At 60.3% G+C, this 19,103-nt stretch carries 18 protein-coding genes and 4 tRNA genes; 10 read left to right on the top strand and 12 right to left on the bottom strand.

Features of this window, described 5'->3' with window-relative positions:
• Positions 1-6: 6 nt before the first annotated feature.
• Both HX839_RS30750 and HX839_RS30745 read right to left on the bottom strand, forming a co-directional pair.
• Complete coding sequence (locus tag HX839_RS30750) at positions 7-819, bottom strand: alpha/beta fold hydrolase (protein WP_177055939.1); 813 nt, start codon at positions 817-819, stop codon at positions 7-9.
• 121 nt (positions 820-940) lie between these two features.
• Positions 941-1,699 (bottom strand): hypothetical protein, encoded by a 759-nt coding sequence (locus HX839_RS30745; RefSeq protein WP_003217193.1) that lies wholly within the window; start codon positions 1,697-1,699, stop codon positions 941-943.
• Between the two features lie 370 nt (positions 1,700-2,069).
• Between HX839_RS30745 and HX839_RS30740 the strand changes: the two genes are divergently transcribed.
• The 4 genes from HX839_RS30740 (at position 2,070) to HX839_RS30725 (ending at position 2,483) form a co-directional block, all read left to right on the top strand.
• A tRNA-Glu gene (locus tag HX839_RS30740) sits at positions 2,070-2,145 on the top strand.
• Positions 2,146-2,148: 3 nt separating this feature from the next.
• Positions 2,149-2,224, top strand: a tRNA-Gly gene (locus tag HX839_RS30735).
• A gap of 104 nt (positions 2,225-2,328) precedes the next feature.
• A tRNA-Glu gene (locus tag HX839_RS30730) sits at positions 2,329-2,404 on the top strand.
• A gap of 3 nt (positions 2,405-2,407) precedes the next feature.
• Positions 2,408-2,483, top strand: a tRNA-Gly gene (locus HX839_RS30725).
• A gap of 99 nt (positions 2,484-2,582) precedes the next feature.
• Here the strand turns inward: HX839_RS30725 and HX839_RS30720 are convergent.
• From HX839_RS30720 to HX839_RS30690, 7 genes are all read right to left on the bottom strand, one after another.
• The gene (locus HX839_RS30720; protein WP_102606451.1) at positions 2,583-3,128 is read right to left on the bottom strand and encodes a hypothetical protein; all 546 of its coding nucleotides are present in this window, start codon (positions 3,126-3,128) and stop codon (positions 2,583-2,585) included.
• Positions 3,125-3,451: a hypothetical protein gene (locus tag HX839_RS30715; RefSeq protein WP_102606452.1), complete on the bottom strand. Its 327-nt coding sequence runs from the start codon at positions 3,449-3,451 to the stop codon at positions 3,125-3,127. Before HX839_RS30715 ends, HX839_RS30720 begins: the two co-directional genes overlap by 4 nt.
• 116 nt (positions 3,452-3,567) lie before the next feature.
• Positions 3,568-4,785 (bottom strand): phospholipase D-like domain-containing protein, encoded by a 1,218-nt coding sequence (locus HX839_RS30710; protein ID WP_003217201.1) that lies wholly within the window; start codon positions 4,783-4,785, stop codon positions 3,568-3,570.
• A gap of 56 nt (positions 4,786-4,841) precedes the next feature.
• Entirely contained in the window at positions 4,842-5,489 is a 648-nt protein-coding gene (locus HX839_RS30705) for a MotA/TolQ/ExbB proton channel family protein (RefSeq protein ID WP_003217203.1), read from the bottom strand.
• 17 nt (positions 5,490-5,506) lie between these two features.
• Positions 5,507-7,789 (bottom strand): TonB-dependent receptor, encoded by a 2,283-nt coding sequence (locus HX839_RS30700; RefSeq protein ID WP_008431274.1) that lies wholly within the window; start codon positions 7,787-7,789, stop codon positions 5,507-5,509.
• Positions 7,790-7,813: 24 nt separating this feature from the next.
• Positions 7,814-8,551, bottom strand: coding sequence for an energy transducer TonB (locus HX839_RS30695; protein ID WP_177068176.1), 738 nt, complete (start codon positions 8,549-8,551; stop codon positions 7,814-7,816).
• A 2-nt stretch (positions 8,552-8,553) separates the two neighbouring features.
• Positions 8,554-8,961 (bottom strand): biopolymer transporter ExbD, encoded by a 408-nt coding sequence (locus HX839_RS30690; RefSeq protein ID WP_003217209.1) that lies wholly within the window; start codon positions 8,959-8,961, stop codon positions 8,554-8,556.
• A 293-nt stretch (positions 8,962-9,254) separates the two neighbouring features.
• On the opposite strand from HX839_RS30690, the gene HX839_RS30685 reads away from it, so the two are divergent.
• Positions 9,255-10,823, top strand: a complete 1,569-nt coding sequence (locus HX839_RS30685; RefSeq protein WP_177068175.1) for an alkaline phosphatase — start codon at positions 9,255-9,257, stop codon at positions 10,821-10,823.
• On the opposite strand, the gene HX839_RS30680 is transcribed toward HX839_RS30685, so the two are convergent.
• Positions 10,824-11,450 (bottom strand): alanyl-tRNA editing protein, encoded by a 627-nt coding sequence (locus tag HX839_RS30680; RefSeq protein WP_177068174.1) that lies wholly within the window; start codon positions 11,448-11,450, stop codon positions 10,824-10,826.
• Between the two features lie 91 nt (positions 11,451-11,541).
• Between HX839_RS30680 and HX839_RS30675 the strand changes: the two genes are divergently transcribed.
• Positions 11,542-12,474 carry a LysR family transcriptional regulator gene (locus HX839_RS30675; protein ID WP_003217218.1) on the top strand — a complete coding sequence of 311 codons (933 nt, stop codon included), beginning with the start codon at positions 11,542-11,544 and terminating at the stop codon, positions 12,472-12,474.
• 65 nt (positions 12,475-12,539) lie between these two features.
• Here the strand turns inward: HX839_RS30675 and HX839_RS30670 are convergent, their stop codons facing one another.
• Both HX839_RS30670 and HX839_RS30665 read right to left on the bottom strand, forming a co-directional pair.
• Entirely contained in the window at positions 12,540-12,947 is a 408-nt protein-coding gene (locus HX839_RS30670) for a PA2817 family protein (protein ID WP_003217220.1), read from the bottom strand.
• A 231-nt stretch (positions 12,948-13,178) separates the two neighbouring features.
• Positions 13,179-15,626, bottom strand: a complete 2,448-nt coding sequence (locus tag HX839_RS30665) for an acyl-CoA dehydrogenase (RefSeq protein WP_177068173.1) — start codon at positions 15,624-15,626, stop codon at positions 13,179-13,181.
• A gap of 192 nt (positions 15,627-15,818) precedes the next feature.
• Between HX839_RS30665 and HX839_RS30660 the strand changes: the two genes are divergently transcribed.
• The 4 genes from HX839_RS30660 (at position 15,819) to HX839_RS30645 (ending at position 19,003) form a co-directional block, all read left to right on the top strand.
• Entirely contained in the window at positions 15,819-16,478 is a 660-nt protein-coding gene (locus HX839_RS30660; protein WP_102369633.1) for a transglutaminase family protein, read from the top strand.
• Positions 16,479-16,535: 57 nt separating this feature from the next.
• Positions 16,536-17,159: a glutathione S-transferase family protein gene (locus HX839_RS30655; protein WP_102369632.1), complete on the top strand. Its 624-nt coding sequence runs from the start codon at positions 16,536-16,538 to the stop codon at positions 17,157-17,159.
• A 135-nt stretch (positions 17,160-17,294) separates the two neighbouring features.
• The gene (locus HX839_RS30650; protein WP_003217227.1) at positions 17,295-18,227 is read left to right on the top strand and encodes an ABC transporter ATP-binding protein; all 933 of its coding nucleotides are present in this window, start codon (positions 17,295-17,297) and stop codon (positions 18,225-18,227) included.
• Positions 18,224-19,003, top strand: coding sequence for an ABC transporter permease (locus tag HX839_RS30645; protein WP_003217229.1), 780 nt, complete (start codon positions 18,224-18,226; stop codon positions 19,001-19,003). The genes HX839_RS30650 and HX839_RS30645 overlap by 4 nt, the downstream gene beginning before the upstream one ends.
• Positions 19,004-19,103: the final 100 nt, after the last annotated feature.

Below are 19,103 nucleotides of genomic sequence, written 5' to 3'. Positions count from 1 at the left end.
GGGCGGTCAGGCGTTGTTGGCCAGGAAGGTCAGCAGCGCTTCGTTGACGAAATCGGGGTTTTCCCGGCTGGAGATATGCCCGGCGTGCGGAATCAACGTCAGCGCGCAGCCGATCAAGGCCGCCATTTCCTCTGATTCGGCCGGTGGGCGTGGCTTGTCCTGCTCGCCACACATCACCAGGGTGGTGTCGGTGTCGAGGCGCGCCAGTTGTGCCAACACATCCGCGCGGCTGAAGATAATCCGGCCCAGGGGCACGATGCTGTGCACCAGGCGTTCCTTGGGGAAGGCCTGCAGTGCGTTGCGGAAATCCTGGTACAAGGCCGACTCCCGGTCGATACCGGGACGGAAGAAGATCGGTGCCACCACATCCAGCAGCGGTTCCGGAATGGCGCCGGCATCTTCGATCATCTTGAACAGCGAAAAGTAGTATTGGCGAGTGGCTTCCGGCTCGGCGCCCAGGTGCGTGTCCATCAGCACCAGGCTGTTGACCCGCTCGGGAGCCAGCAGCGCCAGGCGTGCGCCCCACATGCCGCCGACCGACAAGCCCACGAGGTTGACCTGGGCAATGTCCAGGTGATCCAGCAGCGCCAGGTGCTGGCGTGCGAGGTCGTCCAGGGATGCAGTGTTTGCAGGCAGTGCGCCGGACTCGCCGTGGCCCCAAAGCTCGGGGACGATCACCCGGTACTGTTGCGACAGGGCTTCGATCTGCGGCGCCCACATCTGGCTGTCCCACAGGTAGCTGGAACCGAGGAGAACGGCCGGGCCGGTGCCCTGGTCGAGGTAGTGCAGCGGTTGTCCATCGATGAGCACGACAGGCATGGCGAAGCCCTTTTCGTTAACGGAGAGAGGGGCCTTTTTTACGCTATTCGAGGGGAAGGGGATAGGTGCAGAGTGATGGCATGTGGCGAGCGGGTTTGCCGCCCACCACAATGGCAGGGGATCAGTCGTAGATGGCTTTCTTCTTCCAGTCGGCGTCCGCATCCACCACTTTCAAGCCTTCGGTCAATTCGTTGACCTCGTCTTCAGCCGGTTCAAGGTTGGACAGCACCATGGAGTTGGCGCGCGCCAGCTGTTTCTCGAGCAATTGCAGCTGCTGGCTGTACACCACCGGCTCCGGTTGCTTGCGCAGGTACTGCACGCCGCGTTCGAACGCCAGGCGAGCCTGGCCCGGCTGGCCTTGTTGCAGCGCGTGCTGGCCCAGGTTGTTGAAGAACTCGATGTGCAGCAGCACCAGGATATGGCGAATTTCCTTGATCCAGTGCTTGGCTTCATTGGTCGGGAGGAAACCGTCCTGGGCCGCTCGGGTCACCTGGCCATGCAGTGCTTCGAGCAGGAAACGTACATCCTTGGCCTTGGCTTCGGTCTGGATCGGGCCGGGCGGGTTGTTCACCGGAATCGATTCGCCCTGGGCCACCAGCGCGTTGAGTTCAGTGATGCGTGCCTTGAGCGACGCATTGGACTTGTCGAGGTTCAGCAGGCGCTGGTTGACGTTGAGCTCCAGGCGGGTCAGCAGCAACTTGAGTCGCGGCGTCATCAACTGGCCAGGGAAGGTCTCGGTGATTTCGCCGCAGCGGCGCAGCCGGTCATTGAGTTCGATCCGGGTCCGGTTCTTTTCCAGCTTATTGTTTTCCACCACGTGGTTCATGTAGCCAATGGCGATCAGTATTACGATCCCGGCTATTACCAGCAGGGTGATCATGAGTGGTGTCACCGGTGTGACCTCTTTATGGGGTTTGCATTGAAGTGTAGTGACTGGTGCAGTGACCGGATAGGACTGAGCGACCAGTTGCGTCAGTAGTTTCTTCTATATAGCGGGGCAGTCCCTGCGTAGATGCACATTGCCATCATTTGCTGTGGCGAACTATAGCGCCTTGTGGAACGCCAGAATATAGGCGCCAAAGCCTGGACGGCGAGAAACCCTTGCAACCCCCGTAAACCACGGCGAAGTCATTGATTTAAATAAATTTATCCTTGGGGGTTGACGACCTCCCAATCCATCCATAGAATGCGCGCCACTTACAGCGTAAAGCACACAGCGAAACGCGGTAGGGAGTGAATGTTGTACGTGTGTCCCCTTCGTCTAGTGGCCTAGGACACCGCCCTTTCACGGCGGTAACAGGGGTTCGAGTCCCCTAGGGGACGCCATATGCGGGAATAGCTCAGTTGGTAGAGCACGACCTTGCCAAGGTCGGGGTCGCGAGTTCGAGTCTCGTTTCCCGCTCCAAATTTAAGCAGTGTTGCCCTCGGGCGGCACTGAGTGAAACCAGGGCGTAATCTTCGGATTTAATCTCTGGGCACTGAAATACACACCATGTGTTTCAGTAGCGTGTCCCCTTCGTCTAGTGGCCTAGGACACCGCCCTTTCACGGCGGTAACAGGGGTTCGAGTCCCCTAGGGGACGCCATTTGCGGGAATAGCTCAGTTGGTAGAGCACGACCTTGCCAAGGTCGGGGTCGCGAGTTCGAGTCTCGTTTCCCGCTCCATATTTAACAAAAACGCCGATCAGCAATGATCGGCGTTTTTGTTTGTGGGTTTTTTGTGAGCTGGAGTGCAATGCCCCGGCCCACGTTGCGTTTGTACCGCTAGAAATTATCCATCGCGTGGCACATCGACAGCCTTCCCGACGGCGTCGGTTCAATCGGACTCCATCGTTCGGCACCTTTCGGCAGCTCAGCAAGCTCGAATGAGCAACTCCCGGACATTGATGCTCGCACCATGTAGTCCATGCCGGGCTTGGGGATAAAGGTCATGGTGTTGAAACATTGCCGGCCATATTGCGGCAACCCAAGGTAATGAAAGGCAATGGGCGTGTTCGCCGGAATCACCTGTTCGGACGACACCGCACCGTCCCAGGTGTAAATCGGCCCCGGCATCCCCAGGCTTGCGCCATTGCGGTCGGCGAAGCCGGATTTGGCGGACACCATCACGCCTGCTCCGGGAACATTCCAGTCCAGGCAATCGCGCCCGGGCACTGCGCGCACCATGCCGTCGCTGATAATGCGCAAGCGCGCCGTCTCGGCAGACGGTGGCGCTGTATAGGCGGTGTTGAGGGAGCGGACGTTATATACCTGGCCACAGCCGCTGAGGAGCAACAGGAACAGGGCGGGAATGACACGTAAAGTGCTCATGGCTGGCGGCAGTTCTGGCTGACCGACAGATGCGGCGCGGGCTCATGGCTGACCATCTGCAAGCCATCGGCGCCCTGGAAGATAAAATATGTACTGCGACAATCCTTGAACGTCTGCGAGTAACCCTCAGCCCGGAATCCCTGCCCGTCGATCTTCCTGGTCACCGTATTGTCACGGCTGACCACGGCGAGTACCTGCTCATAGCTGTCGCCCATCTTCACCCCCGGCACCCCGGTGGAGGTCATGGAATTGGCACAACCTGCCAGCCCGATGGCCGCCCAAACCAGCGCCGTACCGTACAGTCCATTGCGTGTGGTGTTCATCCCTGCTCTCCATCCATGAGGTGTGCAGGGTTGGTCAGCGCAACGGCGGAAAAGTGCAACATTCATATCTGGCAATGTGACATTGCCCGCAAATCATGGGATTTGCAGGCAACGGCTCACGGCTTGCCCGGATGCGGCTCCGGGTACTCGCTTGTCACGTCCAATGCCTTGGCATACGGCCCGTCCCACAGTTGCTCGTGTAAATCTCCCACACGCTTGGCCATCGCCTCACTGCGCATCACCACTTCCAGGTTGCGCGAGTTATCGAAATAACCGCCCAGCCAGTTACTGGTCCCTACCCACGCCACTTGCCCGTCGATTTCCATGGTCTTGCTGTGGATCACCCGCGCATAAGGAATAAATCCTTGCCTGGCCTCGGGCAGCGTGACGATCTTGACCTCGACATTCGGCAGCACCGCCAGGCTTTTCAGGTACGGCAATTCCAGTGCTTCGGTGTTCCAGTTGGATACCATCAACTTGATCGAGACCCCGCGCGCTGCCGCTGCACGCACTGCATTGTCGATCATCGCGTAGTAAGGCCGGGTTCTGTCAGGTCCATAGGACAGCGGCGCGTAGTCCAGCAGTTGTACGCGCACTTCCTTTTTCGCCTCGCCCAGCAGACGTGGCAGTTCCAGCTGCGAATCACCCACACCCGGCGGGTTGTAGCGCTGGGGGCTGGCTACCAGGTAGTTGCCGGTGCGTGCCGGTGTGGCGCCTGTGGCGGGCAGGGCAACAGGCTGGTTGTCGGCCAACGCAGCCTGGGCCTGCCAGTCCTGTTCAAAAATGGCCTGGGTCTGGGCGACGACGTTTGCATCACTGATCAACAGCCCGGTTTCGTGGATATGCTCCAGCGAACGCCAGTCGAAGTTCTGGCTGCCGATAAACGCCTGCTTGCCATCCACTACCATGTACTTGGCGTGGATGATCCCGCCACTCAGCTTGCCATAGGGCAGGATGCGGAAGGTCAGGTTGGGAATGGCTTTCAGGCGCTCCAGGGTCGAGGCTTCCGACAGCCGCACGCCTTTTTCTTCCAGCAGGAAGCGAATTTTCACCCCGCGTTTGCCGGCGGCTTCCAGGTGTTCAATCACCTTGTCCATCACCGAGCCAGGATGGTCGGCCGCGTAGAACTGGCCGATGTCGATGCGGCTTTTCGCGCCGTCGAACAGCTGGATCCACACGGGGCCGGGCTGGCGCAGATCGGCGGTGCCAAGTTGGGTGTCCACTGGCACGGTGTGTACCAACTCAAATCCCGGAATTGAAAAGTCCGCCTGGGCAAGCGGACTGAGGAGCAGGCCTGCAAGGCCGGCGATACGTAATTTCAGCGATATGGACATAGGCGTCTCATCGGGCAAAAAAAGGGCGGGCGCATGATGCGCTCGCCCCGGGAAGGTCACGCAGTGCGGGTGTGCAGCGGGGTCGGTACCAGGTGCGGCACTTCACCCTGCACGCGGGCACCGGTTGCAGCGCGGATCAGCAGGATTTTCAGCTGGTCGTTGATACGCTCCAGGCTGTCCTGGAAGAAGTTGTGGAACACCACGCAGAACAGCGCGATGGCGATACCCAAACCCGTGGCGAACAGGGCCGTACCGATACCACCGGAAATCTGGCCCGGGTCGGACACACCGGCGCTGGCCAGCGCCTTGAAGGTGTCGATGATGCCGAGGATGGTCCCCAGCAGGCCGAGCAGCGGCGCGGCGGTGGTGATGGTTTCGATGATCCACAGGCTGCGGGACAGCGGCGCGCGGGTCTTGAGGTACTGGGTTTCGATCTCGTCGTCCAGGTCCTTGCGCGAACCATGGGACGCCTTCTGCGCCAGGATCGGCAGCACCATGCTCAGCGGCAGGCTGTCACGGCGAGTCAGGTTTTCCGGCAGGTCGCGTTCGCTGTGCACATTGGCGCCCAGCACTTCGGTCAATGCACGGGCCTGGCGGCGCACGTAGGCGAAGTAGATGCCACGTTCGATGGTGATGAAGATTGCAATCGCCAGTGCGGCGTACATCACATAAAAGGTGATTTGGTGAAGCAGGTTCATGTCCATGATGCTGAGCCTCGCAGTTAGAAATTGGCTTCCAGGGAAACGGTGACGGTGCGGTCAAGCCCAACGATGTAGGCCGGGTCGCCATCGCGGAAACCGCTGTAGCTCGCCGAGTTGGTCTTGGTGGTGTACACGCCGTCCAGGTACTTCTTGTCGAACAGGTTGTCGACGTTCAGGCGCAGGGTTGCGTCCTTGACGACTTTCTTGTCCACCGGCAGGTAGATACCGGCGCCGAGGTTGAAGATGGTGCGGGCGGAGATGGCTTCGTCGTTGGTCAGGTCGCCATAGAGCTTGCTGGTGAACTTGCCGCCGAAGGTGCCGTAGAAGCGCCCGTCGTCATAGCCGATGTTGGCCGCCAGCATGTTGGTCGGCACGTTGGCGAACTGCTTGCCGCTGGTGGGCAGCACGATCGGCTTGCCGGCGCTGTAGACGGTCAGGTCGTCCTGCTGCTTGGAGCTGGTGTAGGTGTAGGAGGTGTAGTAGTTGAAGTTGTGCGGCAGCTTGCCGCTCCACTCCAGTTCCAGGCCTTTGTTGATGACGGTGCCGGCGTTGATGTCGGCGGAATCACCGTTGCTGTCCAGGGAGGTGAGCTGGCGATTCTTGAACTGCATGTAGAACAGGGTCGCGGCGAGGGTGCTGTCTTCGCCGGTGTAGCGCCAGCCCAGTTCCTGGTTCCAGCTGAGTTCCGGCTTGGAGTCGAGGGAGCCGACGCCTTTGTCGTACAGCACGTAGTTCTGTGGAATACGCATGTTGCGCGACAGGCTGTAGAACAACTGGTCACGCTCGTCGAGCTGGTATTTCAGGCCGGCGTTGGGCAGCAGTTTGTTGTAGGTCTGGCTGGCCTTGCCGGGTTGCTCGGTGAGGCTGCCGTGGTTGGTGCCGTCACGCTCGACGTTCATGTACGCAATGCCCGCGATCAACGTCCAGTCCGAGTTGATGTACCAGGTGTCCTGGGTCCAGACCTTTTGCGCCGGCGTCACGGTGTAGCGGTCGCGACCCTGTACGGTGTTGCCGTTGGCGTCGACCACGGAGTTGCCGTCGGGCCAGGTATCGCTTGGCTTGCCGTTGTTCTTGAGGGCAATGAACGGTTGGGTCTGGCTTTGGCGGGCGCGTTCATACCAGTAGCCGAATTGCAGGCTGTGGTCGCCCAGGTCCCAGTTCAGCTTGGTGGTGATGCCCGGGCGCCAGGTCTGGGTGCGCGAAGGGCGGTAGTAGACGCCGGTGGTCGCGGAACCGTCGGCGTTGTATTGAGCCTGTGTCGGCAGGTTGCCGAGGTCGAAAACGCCGCCCTTGTTCGAGCCACTGTTCAGCGCATAGGCCGAGGAGCCCACGCCGCTGCCGTTGCCGTAGTAGTAATACGGGATCACCGAGAGGGACAGGTTGTCGCTCAGCTTGTACTGGGTGTTGAGCACGGCGGTAAAGGTCTGGAACGGGTTCTGCGCCAGGTCGTAGTAGCTGCTGACCTTGCCGTTGGCGCCCACCGCCGGTGTCGCCGGGTACGGATCGTACTTGCGGCCGTACTGCTGGAACTGTGCCTTGGTCAACTGGCTGTAACTGTTGTTGTCCTGCTCGTGGTACTTGAGGATCAGGTTGGCGGTGTTGCCGTTGCCGGCGTCGAAGAAGCTGTTCCACTCCACCTTGTCCGCACGTACGGCACCCGAGCCGCGCCACATCTGGCCTTCGGTGTGGGAGGCCGACAGCCAGTTGCTCAGGCCGTTGACTTCACCGGTATTGAGGCGGGCGAAGGTCTTGCGGGTGGCGTTGCTGCCGACCACTTGCTTGACGAAGGCACCGGTTTCCTTGGTGGGGCGAATGGTCACGATGCCGATGTTGCCGCCGCTGGAACCGATGTGCGGGCCGTCGGCTTCCGACGAGCCCTGGGTGACGAAAATCTGGTCGATGTTTTCCGGGTCGCCCAACAGGTTGGAGTACAACGCGTAGTTGCCGGAGTCGTTGATCGGCATGCCGTCCACCGACATACCGACCTGGTCGGAGTTCATGCCGCGCATGGTGAAGCGGAAGCCCGAGAGGCCGGTGTTGTCTTCACTGGAGATGTTCAGGCCCGGGGTGTACTTGAGCTTGTCGATGGCGTTGCCGGTGGCCGTCTGTTTGTCCAACGCTTCCTTGGTGATGGTCGAGCGGCCCTTGGCGCTCTCTTCCTGGACCATGTAACCGCCCCCAGCGGTTGCCTTGCCCTGTACCCCAATAGTCCCGACGTCACTGTCGCTGGTATCTGCCATGACCACTCCATGGGTCATGCTCGTCGCGGCAACGAGTGCCAGATGAATCCGGGTGAACTTCATCACTGTCGTCCTGGTGGTGTGTGCTTATTGCACGCTGTAGTTGAAGGTGGCGGTGAAGCGCTGCTCGTTACGTCCACCGAAGGCTTGTTCGGGGAACGGTTTCACCTGCTTGATACGGCGCAGGCTGTTGGTGGCGGCCCGGTTGAGCAGCATGCTCGGCGCCGGGGTCTGGATCCCGGAGTCGAGGACGCGGCCTTGGCGGTCCACCATTAACCAGACCACCACCTCGCCACTCGGGCGTTCAAGAGACGCCTGGCGCCCGGTGGGGTATTGCTTGTAGGTGTCCAACTCGTTGCGCAAGCCCTTGAGGTAGCCGCCTTCCAGTGCCTGGCCGTCGACTTTCGGCGGCGCCGATGGCGCGGCGGGTGCTGGCGTGGGAGCGGGAGCGGCTTGCACCGGCTTGGCGGCCACCGGAGCTGGCGCAGGCACAGGCGTTGGCTTGGCGACCACGGGCTTGGGCACCGGTTTTGGCTTGGGCTCAGGCTTTGGCAGTGGTTTGGGGATCGGCTTGGGTGGCGGAGGCGGAGGGGCAGGTTCGGCCTCCTCGTCTTCGATCACCGGCGGCGGTGGCGGCGGTTCTTCCACCACGGGCTCGGGGACCACTTCCGGCTCGGGCTCGACCAGCGCGAGTTCAACCGCCGACTCGTCGTACTGCGGCTGGATCTTCAGGGGTTGGGACTGGATACCCAGTGCAATCAGCACCAGGGCGATCAGGGCCGGGACACTGCCCAGCAGCCGACGCGCACGAAACAAGGCATACATGATCAGGACTTTTTCGTGGCGATGGAGACAGAGGTAAAGCCACCCAGGCGCAGGGTGTCCATCACCTCGACCAGGCGCGACACTTCCACGCCTTTGTCGCTGTTGACGATGATCGTCGACTTGGTGTCTGGCTTCTCGCCGGCCTTGAGTGCAGGCACCAGCGCGTCGACGGTCAGGTCCTTGCCATCGAGCTGCAGCTGACCTTCCAGGCCCAGGGTCAGGATGAATTTATTTTGCGGCTTGAGCTGCTGTGAACTGCTGGCGCTCGGCAGCTGAGTCTTCATGCCCAGGGCCGGAATCACGTTCAAACTCACCAGTACAAAAAACACCAACAGGAACATCATCACGTCGATCATCGGGATCAGTTCGATGTGTGCCTTGCGTTTTTTGGGTTCATCCCAAGTTCTCATTCCGCTACCCCGCAGTTGATTAGGGGCGACACGCTAGCAACCAAAAATGACCGAATGGTTAACTTTAATTTAAGCTTTTAAGGCTCTAGGACGCGTCTTACAGATGACTCGTAGGTCTATTTATCTACGTAATGAAACTGACACGACGCGGGTACATTCTTGGAGAATTTATTTCGCGAGTCCCCCTGCATGAGCATTGCACTGCCGCATTTATCCACCCTGCTGCCAATGGTAAGAACGCTACACAAGCATTTGTTTTGGTCGGTGCGGGATGCTTGGAAGGAGCGCAGTTGATGAGTGTGAATCACGATCGCCGTCGCGTACTGGGCGGGCTTGCAGTTGCCACGGCGTTTTCGATCCTCAGCCCGTTTGCCCGTAGTGCAGGCATCGACTATCCCTTCACCCTCGGTGTGGCGTCAGGCGATCCATTGCCCGATGGTTTCGTGATCTGGACGCGCCTCGCGCCGCTGTTCAATGCCGCCGACGGTCGGGGTGGCCTGAGCCGCGCGGTGCCGGTGCGCTGGAAGGTGGCCCGCGATGCAGCGATGACGCGCGTTGTGCGCCAGGGCGAGGTGATGGCCAGCGAGCGTTTCGCCCATTCGGTGCATGTGGAAGTCGCCGGGCTGGAGGCGGGTCGACCTTACTGGTACCAGTTCGAAGGCCTCGGTGCGCAAAGCCCGGTGGGCCAGTCGCGCACTGCGCCGGCGGTGCATGCCATGGCATCGGCGCAGCTGGGTTTTGTCTCCTGCTCCCATTGGGAGCGAGGCTACTTCAGCGCCTATCGGCATTTGGCCGCCGAGCAGCCTGACCTGGTGTTTTTCCTCGGGGATTACATCTATGACAGTTCCTACGCGGCTGATTCCGGCAAGATCATTCGCCCCCACGGCAGCGGCAATGCGTTGAATCTGGTGGATTACCGCAACCGCTACGCCCTGTACAAGACCGATCCGGATTTGCAGGCACTGCATGCTGCGGCGCCCAGTGTGGTCACCTGGGACGATCACGAAGTGCAAAACGACTATGCCAGCCAGTGGTCCCAGGACCCGAGCATCCCGGTGACGAGTTTTCTCAAGCAGCGGGCGGCGGCCTACCAGGCCTTCTACGAGCACATGCCGCTGCGGGCCAGCAGCCTGCCGCGCGGGCCGGACATGCGCCTCTATCGGCGTTTGGACTACGGCCGGCTGGCGCGTTTCCATGTGCTGGATGGGCGTCAGTACCGCTCCGAGCAGCCATGCATCCTGGCCAATGGCAGCCACAAGGGACATGTAGCCGCGAACACCTGTGCTGACCTGCGCGATCCCCGTCGCACCATGCTCGGCTGGGAGCAGGAGGCTTGGCTGGATCAGGGTTTTGCCGAGTCCCGGGCACAATGGAACGTGATCGCGCAGGACCTGTTGGTCGCGCCGCTCACGCAACGTGACCTGACCAACCACAAGCCCTGCCGCTGGACCGATGGCTGGGATGGTTACATGGCCAACCGTGAGCGGATGCTTGCGTCGATGGTGCGCAGAAAGGTGAATAACCCGGTGTTCTGGGGCGGCGATATTCACTCGTTCTGGACGACGGACCTGCACGCTGACGCAGGGAATCCGGATTCGCCCGTGGTCGCGACCGAGTTTGTCGGCACGTCGGTGACGTCTGACGGGCCACCATTTGATGCGTTCAGTGCGATCCTGCCCCTCAATCCCCATGTGAAGTTTTTCGACAGCCGCCAGCGCGGCTATGTGTCGGTGGCGCTTGAGGAGAGGAATATGCTGACGAACTTCCGGGTGATTTCCGATCCCCGGGATCCGAACGCCAGCGTCTCGACCCTCAAGTCGTTTGTGGTGGAACCGGGCAGGGCGGGGGCGATTGCGGTTTAGTCAGTTCAGGGTATAGCGCACCGACAATGCACCCTTTTTCTCGGAGAGGGCCAGGATCGTCACCTGACCCACGTCCCCCAATGCCTGCACATGCGTGCCGCCGCAGGCATAGGCCGGCAGGTCGCCAAAACCCACTTGCCGCGTACCGTCATCCAGGGCCATATGGCGTGGCAGGTTGGCGGCGATCCATTGGTCGACTTGCCGCTGGATCGCCTCGGCGTCCATGGCCTGGGCCAAGGTGCCGCGAATAAAGGTGATCTTGCCTTCGCCCGGCCAGTGATGAGCCTTGATCGGCATCCAGCCCAGGGTTTCACCGGCATTGCCGATCAGATGCCCGGCCGAGTGCAGGCGCGTGTGCAAGGTGCGGCGGTCTTCATCGACGCGTGCCTGGATCACGCCGGGAGCCACGGGGCGGTCTACGTAATGCACGACATGATCGCCTTCCTGCACCACCTTCAACACCTGGCTTTCCCCGAGCCAGCCGGTGTCGCAGGGCTGGCCGCCACCTTGTGGATGGAAGATTGTGGACTGCAGGATTACCGCAAACTGGTTATCAAAAGGTGTGCATCCCAGCACTTCAAGTTCGGCATTCAGGTGGTCATGGGTAAAAAACAGGCGCTGGGTCATCATTTATATCCGCATCAGGGTTTCTAACCGGCAGTATAAGAAGTGCGCCAATGGGTGATAATCCGTTCAAATCTCAATGGACTTGTGCGTCATGAGCATCAATCTTCCCTTACCGCTGCTGGGCGAAATGGCGATTTTCGTCAAGGTGGTGGAAACAGGCAGCTTCTCCGAGGCTGCGCGCCAACTGGGAGCATCGCCGTCCTCCGTGAGCCGCAGCATCTCACGCCTGGAAAAGGCCCTGGCAACTCGCCTGCTGCAACGCACTACGCGCAAGTTGCGCCTCAGCGAAGGTGGCGAAGAGGTGTTCAAGCGCTGCCAGGAAATGGTCAGTGCTGCGCGGTCGGTGATGGAAATCAGCGGCCAATACACCCATGAAGCCGAAGGGCTGGTGCGGGTCAGCGTGCCCAAGGCGGTAGGGCGTTTTGTGGTGCATCCGCATATGCCGGAGTTTTTGCGGCGTTATCCCAAGGTCGACGTGCAGTTGATCCTGGAGGACCGGCATGTGGACCTGATTGACGACAATGTCGACCTGAGCATCCGCATCACCGACAGCCCGCCGCCGGGGTTGGTGGGGCGCCAGTTGCTGCCGATCGAGCATTTGATCTGCGCCACGCCGCGGTACCTGGCGGAGCACGGTACGCCGCAGCATCCCCATGATTTGCTGGAGCACAGTTGCATCTACCTGGGTGAGACGCCGGGGGATGCGCGCTGGAAGTTTCGCCAGGGCAGCAAGGCGGTGACGGTGGGCGTGCGCGGGCGGTATGCGGCCAATCACACAGGCGTGCGGCTGGATGCGGTATTGCAACATGTGGGGATTGGCAGCTTGCCGTATTTCACGGCGCGGCATGCGCTGGAAGCGGGGGAGGTGGTGCAGGTGCTGCCGGGGTGGGATTTCATTGCGTCGTACCACGGGGATGCGTGGCTACTGCATTCGCCGACGCGGTACCTGCCGCCGAAGTTGCGGGTATTTATTGATTATCTGGTGGAGTGCATGGCCAAAGAGCCGACGCTGAAGAAACGGTAGGAATACAGTTTAAATGTGGGAGCGGGCTTGCTCGCTCCCACATTTGATCTGCGTGAGCCCTGAAATCAGTGCTTGGGCTGGTCATTGGACATGGCCAACAACTGCTTTTCCTGGTTCCAGTCGAACGGTTCGTCGTTCTGTTCAGCTTCGAAGCGACGTTCTTCCAGGGCCTGGTACAGGTCCAGCTCGTCGTCGGGCATGAAGTGCAGGCAGTCGCCACCGAAGAACCACAGCAGGTCGCGCGGTACCAGGTGAGCAATTTGCGGGTAGCGCAGGATGACCTGGCTCATCATGTCCTGGCCCAGGTACTGGCTTTCGATCGGGTCGATGGGCAGCAAGGCGCGCAGTTCATCGAAGCGCTCCAGGAACAGGAGGTGGCTTTCCTCGGGAACCTGTTCGGCTTCGCCGACGGCAACCAGGATGCTGCGCAGGTGGTCGAGCAAGACGAGATGATCGGCAACGACGTTGGACACGAGATAAGTCCTCAAGAGCAAAACGGGCGCGAGAGTATATAGCTCGGTGCCTTGCCTCACAAATACGATTCCTTTTGACGAGTGGCTGTTGTTGTCAGGCAAGGCGCCGCGACGAGTCATAGCTTGCTATGGCGAGGAGCGGCAACGCAGCATGACGACAACAGACGCCGTCAAAAGGGATCAGTATTTGTGAGGCAGGGCACTCTACCCGTTTTTATATGACCGCTGGGATCAGCGGACTTTTCCCTCGGCCTGGCTCAGTTCTTCCTTGCTGAAATCATCCACGTCGATCACCTTGCGCCGCGCCGCTTCAGCGTCACGCAGGGTCTGCGCCTCGGCCGGTTGCAGCACGCCGGCATGCAGCGCGGCATCGATGGCGTGTTCGCCCGCGGTCGGTTTGACCTGGCCGCTCTTGAGGCCTTCGTGGAGTTTTTTCTGCAACGGATGGCTGTCGGCCAACAGGTCGTAGGCATATTGCAGGGCGCCCACCGGATCTTCTGCAGACTGTGGGCGATAGCAGCCAGCCAGCACCGCTTCCAGGGTCGGGTCACCCTTGGCGCGACCAAGCACTGCGGCCACCTCGGCATCCAGCGCATCGGACGGGCCTTTATGACGGCGGCCGAACGGGAACACGATCACCCGCAACAGACAACCCAACACCTTGCTCGGGAAGTTGGTCAGCAGTTCATCCAGTGCACGCTCGGAGTGGCCAAGGCTCTCTTCCATGGCCCAGGCGAACAGCGGTTCCAGGTGGTCTGGCGAATCCAGGTCGTGATAACGCTTGAGTGCAGCCGATGCCAGGTACATGTGGCTCAGCACATCACCAAGACGTGCCGACAGGCGTTCGCGTCGTTTCAACTCGCCGCCCAGCAGCATCATGCTCAGGTCCGCCAGCATCGCAAACGCCGCGGCCTGACGGTTGAGTGCGCGGAAATAGCCCTGGCTCAGGCTGTTGCCCGGAGCCTTTTCGAAGTGACCGAAACCGAGGTTCAACACCAGGGTGCTGGCGGCGTTGCTTACGGCAAAGCCGATGTGCTGCAGCAGCAGGCCGTCGAATTCCTTCAGCGCCTGGTCATGGTCTTCGCGACCGGCCAGGGCCATTTCCTTGAGCACGAACGGATGGCAACGAATCGCACCCTGGCCGAAGATCATCAGGTTGCGCGAGAGGATATTCGCGCCTTCCACGGTGATGAAGATCGGCGCGCCTTGCCAGCTGCGGCCCAGGTAGTTGTTGGGGCCCATGATGATGCCCTTGCCGCCGTGCACGTCCATCGCGTGGCTGATGCATTCGCGGCCGCGTTCGGTCAGGTGGTACTTGAGGATCGCCGACAGTACCGAGGGTTTCTCCCCCAGGTCGACCGCGTTGGCGGTGAGCATCCGCGCGCTGTCCATCAGCCACGCGTTGCCGCCGATGCGGGCCAGGGCTTCCTGGATGCCTTCAAAGGCCGCCAGCGGTACGTTGAACTGCTCACGCACCTGGGCGTACTGGCCGGTCACCAGGCTGGTGAACTTGGCCGCGCCCGTTCCGACGGCAGGCAGGGAAATCGAACGGCCTACCGACAGGCAGTTCATCAGCATCATCCAGCCCTTGCCGAGCATTTCCTGGCCACCGATCAGGAATTCCAGCGGAATGAAAACATCCTTGCCGGAGTTGGGGCCGTTCATGAACGCGGCGCCCAGTGGCAGGTGACGGCGGCCAATTTCAACACCCGGGGTGTCGGTGGGGATCAGTGCGAGGCTGATGCCCAGGTCTTCTTTGTCGCCCAGCAGATGATCCGGGTCATGGGCCTTGAAGGCCAGGCCGAGCAAAGTCGCTACCGGGCCGAGGGTGATGTAGCGTTTTTCCCAGTTCAGGCGCAGGCCGAGGGTTTCCTTGCCTTCCCATTCGCCTTTGCAGATCACCCCGGTGTCGGGCATGGAGCCAGCATCGGAACCGGCCAGTGGGCCGGTCAGGGCAAAGCACGGGATATCGTCGCCACGGGCCAGGCGTGGCAGGTAATGGTTGCGTTGTTCATCGGTGCCGTAGTGCAGCAGCAATTCGGCCGGGCCCAGGGAGTTGGGGACCATGACCGTGGAGGCGAGGTCGCCGCTGCGGGTCGCCAGCTTCATCGCGACCTGGGAGTGGGCATAGGCGGAGAAGCCTTTGCCGCCGAACTCCTTGGGGATGATCAGGGCAAAAAAGCCATGCTGCTTGATGTGTTCCCAGGCGGCGGGGGGCAGGTCCATGGCCTGGCCGATTTCCCAGTCGGTGACCATGGCGCACAGTTCTTCGGTAGGGCCGTCGATGAAGGCTTGTTCTTCTTCAGTCAGTTGCGCCTTGGGATAGGCCAGCAGCTTGTCCCAGTCGGGGCGGCCGCTGAACAGCTCGCCGTCCCACCACACGGTGCCGGCGTCGATGGCGTCGCGCTCGGTCTCGGACATCGGCGGCAGGACTTTCTGGAACCAGTTGAACAGCGGCGCGGTGAAGTACTTGCGGCGCAGGTCCGGCAGCAGCAGCGGGGCGGCTACCACGGCGATCAGTACCCAGAAGATCAGCAGCAACCAGCCTGGTGCGTGGCTGAAGGCGCCCATCGCCAACAGGTAGACGGCGACCACGCCGATGGCGGGCAGGGGCGCGATGCGCCGGTGCGCCAGGTAGGCAATGCCCACCACCAGAACCAGTATCCACAACAACAGCATATTCAATCCTCCGTGAAACCAGGTGCGAAATCACCTCAGAGCTTAGTCGGCATCCGAACAAGCGGGGTGACGAGGGTGTTACGTGGTGTGCCGGCAATGATTAGCACCAGGCGCCGACATTTGGCCGAATCGTCGTTATCCCAGGTGCATGCCTGTGGTTAGACTCAGGGCTTGCTCTCTGAGATTAACCTCATGAATGCGTACTTGAATCCCGGCCGCTTCATCGATAGTGACCACCCTGCGGTGGTGGAGTTCGCCGAAAAACATCGCGGTTCGAGTGCCGCACTTCGTGACCAGGCAGTCAGTCTTTACTACGCTGTGCGCGAGGCGGTGCGCTATAACCCCTATACCTTCAGTCGCGACCCGCAAACCCTCAGCGCGAGCTTCGCACTGGCGGCCGGCGAGAGTTATTGCGTGCCCAAGGCAACATTGCTGGCGGCGTGCGCAAGGCACTGCGGGATCCCGGCGCGCATCGGCCTGGCCGACGTGCGTAACCACCTCTCGACGCCCCGTTTGATCGAGCTGCTCAGAAGTGACGTATTTGCCATGCATGGCTATACCGAGTTGTATCTGGACGGCCGTTGGGTCAAGGCCACGCCGGCGTTCAACCAGCAACTGTGCGAACTGTTCGATGTGCCGCCGCTGGATTTCGATGGCATTCATGACAGTGTTTTCCACGCCTTCAACCGCAAGGGCCAGCGCTCCATGGAGTACGTGGTGGACCATGGGCAATTTGCCGAGGTGCCCGAGGAATTTTTCTTCGCCCACATCCAGAAATGTTACCCGCACCTGTTTGGCGAGCAGATGCCGATCCTGCTGGGGGACATGCAGAGTGATTTAAGCCGGACGTGATCCGGCGTATGCTGCCCCGGCATTCATCCAACCATCTTTTTCAAAATCGGGGCGGTCATGCTGAAAATCTGGGGTCGTAAAAATTCGTCAAATGTCAGGAAAGCACTGTGGTGCGCCGAGGAGCTCGGCCTGGACTATGAGGCAATTGATGCGGGCGGGGCTTTTGGTGTGGTCGACACGCCGCAATACCGCGCGCGGAACCCCAATGGCCGGGTGCCGATGATTGAAGACGGCGACTTTGTGCTGTGGGAATCCAACACCATCGTGCGCTACCTCGCCGCCAAACATGCGCCGGATTCGAACTGGTACCCCAGCGAGCTGCAAGCCCGGGCCAACGCGGAAAAGTGGATGGACTGGACCACCTCGACCCTGGCCGAACCGTTCAAGACCGTGTTCTGGGGCGTGCTGCGAACCCCGGCTGAAAAACAGAACTGGGACACCATCAACGCCGGTCGCCAGGCCTGCATCGACGTTTTGCAGACGGTGGATCAGGCCTTGGCCACGCAACCTTACCTGTCCGGCAGCGAGATCGGCATGGGCGATATCCCCTTGGGCAGCTTCATTTATGCCTGGTTCGAAATGCCCATCGAACGCCCGTCGATGCCTAACCTGGAAGCCTGGTACCAGCGGCTGCGCCAGCGCCCGGCCTATCAGAAATCGGTCATGACCGCGTTGACCTGATACCGACTATTAATACGGGTTACTGTACTTGTGCGGCGCGGACAAGCACCATGCTTGTCACGCGCAGCCGTTGTATTCCGTGCGGTCTGCCCTCATGTAACAATTCTATTCTTCTTCTTTGGTGCGTAATCCGATATGAGTTCCGCTCTGTCCATCCGGCAGCTAACCAAAACCTACGGCAACGGTTTCCAGGCCCTGAGTGGTATCGATCTGGACGTCGCCGAAGGTGATTTCTTCGCCTTGCTCGGCCCCAATGGCGCCGGCAAATCCACCACCATCGGGATTCTCTCGACCCTGGTCAACAAGACCACCGGTACGGTGAATATCTTTGGCAACGACCTGGACAAATCCCCGGCGGCGCTCAAGCGCAGCATCGGCGTGGTGCCCCAGGAGTTCAACTTCAACCAGTTTGAAAAGACCTTCGACATCGTCGTGACCCAGGCCGGTTACTACGGCATCCCGCCGAAGATCGCCAAGGAACGCGCCGAGCAATACCTCACGCAACTGGGCTTGTGGGACAAGCGCGACGTGCCTTCGCGTTCCCTGTCCGGGGGCATGAAGCGCCGCTTGATGATCGCTCGCGCCCTGGTTCACGAACCGCGCCTGCTGATCCTCGACGAGCCGACGGCGGGCGTGGACATCGAGCTGCGTCGTTCGATGTGGACGTTTCTCACCGAGCTGAACCAGAAAGGCATCACCATCATCCTCACCACGCACTACCTGGAAGAGGCTGAGCAGCTGTGCCGCAACATCGGCATTATCGACCACGGCACCATTGTCGAAAACACCAGCATGCGTAATTTGCTGAGCCAGTTGCACGTCGAGACCTTCCTGCTCGACCTGAAAAACGACATGACGGTTGCGCCCCAGTTGATCGGCTACCCGAATCGCCTGGTGGACAGCCACACCCTGGAAGTCCAGGTGGACAAAGCCGTGGGCATCACCGCGCTGTTTGGCCAACTGGCTACCCAGAACATCGAGGTGCTGAGCCTGCGTAACAAAACCAATCGCCTTGAGGAGTTGTTTGTGTCCCTGGTGGAGAAAAATCTGGCGAAGGTGGCGGTATGAGTTCGGAACTGCAACCCAACCTTGTCGCGCTGCAGACCATCGTTTATCGCGAAGTGAAGCGCTTTACCCGGATCTGGCCGCAGACCTTGCTGCCGCCGGCGATCACCATGGTTTTGTACTTCGTGATCTTCGGTAACCTGATTGGTCGGCAGATTGGTGATATGGGTGGATTCACCTATATGGAGTACATCGTGCCAGGGTTGATCATGATGTCGGTGATTACCAACTCCTACGGCAACGTGGTGTCGAGCTTTTTTGGCAGCAAGTTCCAGCGGTCCATCGAGGAATTGATGGTGTCGCCGGTGTCGCCTCATACGATTTTGATCGGCTACACCCTGGGCGGTGTGCTGCGCGGGTTGATGGTTGGGGTGATTGTGACGTTGCTGTCGCTGTTCTTTACCCATTTGCAGGTGCATCACCTCGGGATCACGCTGTTGGTGGTGGTGCTGACGGCGACTATCTTTTCGTTGCTGGGGTTCATCAATGCGGTGTTTGCGCGCAACTTTGATGATATTTCGATTATTCCGACGTTTGTTCTTACGCCGCTGACGTATCTGGGTGGGGTGTTTTATTCGATCACCTTGCTGCCGCCGTTCTGGCAGACGGTGTCGTTGGCTAACCCGGTGTTGCATATGGTTAACGCGTTTCGCTATGGGATCCTGGGCGTTTCGGACATCAAGATCAGTGTAGCGATCACGTTTATGCTGGTGGCGACTGTGGTGCTGTACGTGGGGTGTGCGCGGTTGCTGGTGAGTGGGCGTGGGATGCGCACCTAAGCGTTGAGATGTGATGAGAAACGGCCTCCAGATGAGGCCGTTTTTTTTGGCGATTGGTTTGAGTACATATCCGTTTTTTCGGTAACGGCCACCTATGGTT

The organism is Pseudomonas sp. I8001 (genome assembly GCF_013385345.1).
In the GTDB taxonomy this organism is placed as follows: domain Bacteria; phylum Pseudomonadota; class Gammaproteobacteria; order Pseudomonadales; family Pseudomonadaceae; genus Aquipseudomonas.
The sequence above is the reverse complement of the archived record's forward strand: the minus strand, read 5'-3'. Positions and strand labels throughout refer to the sequence as shown.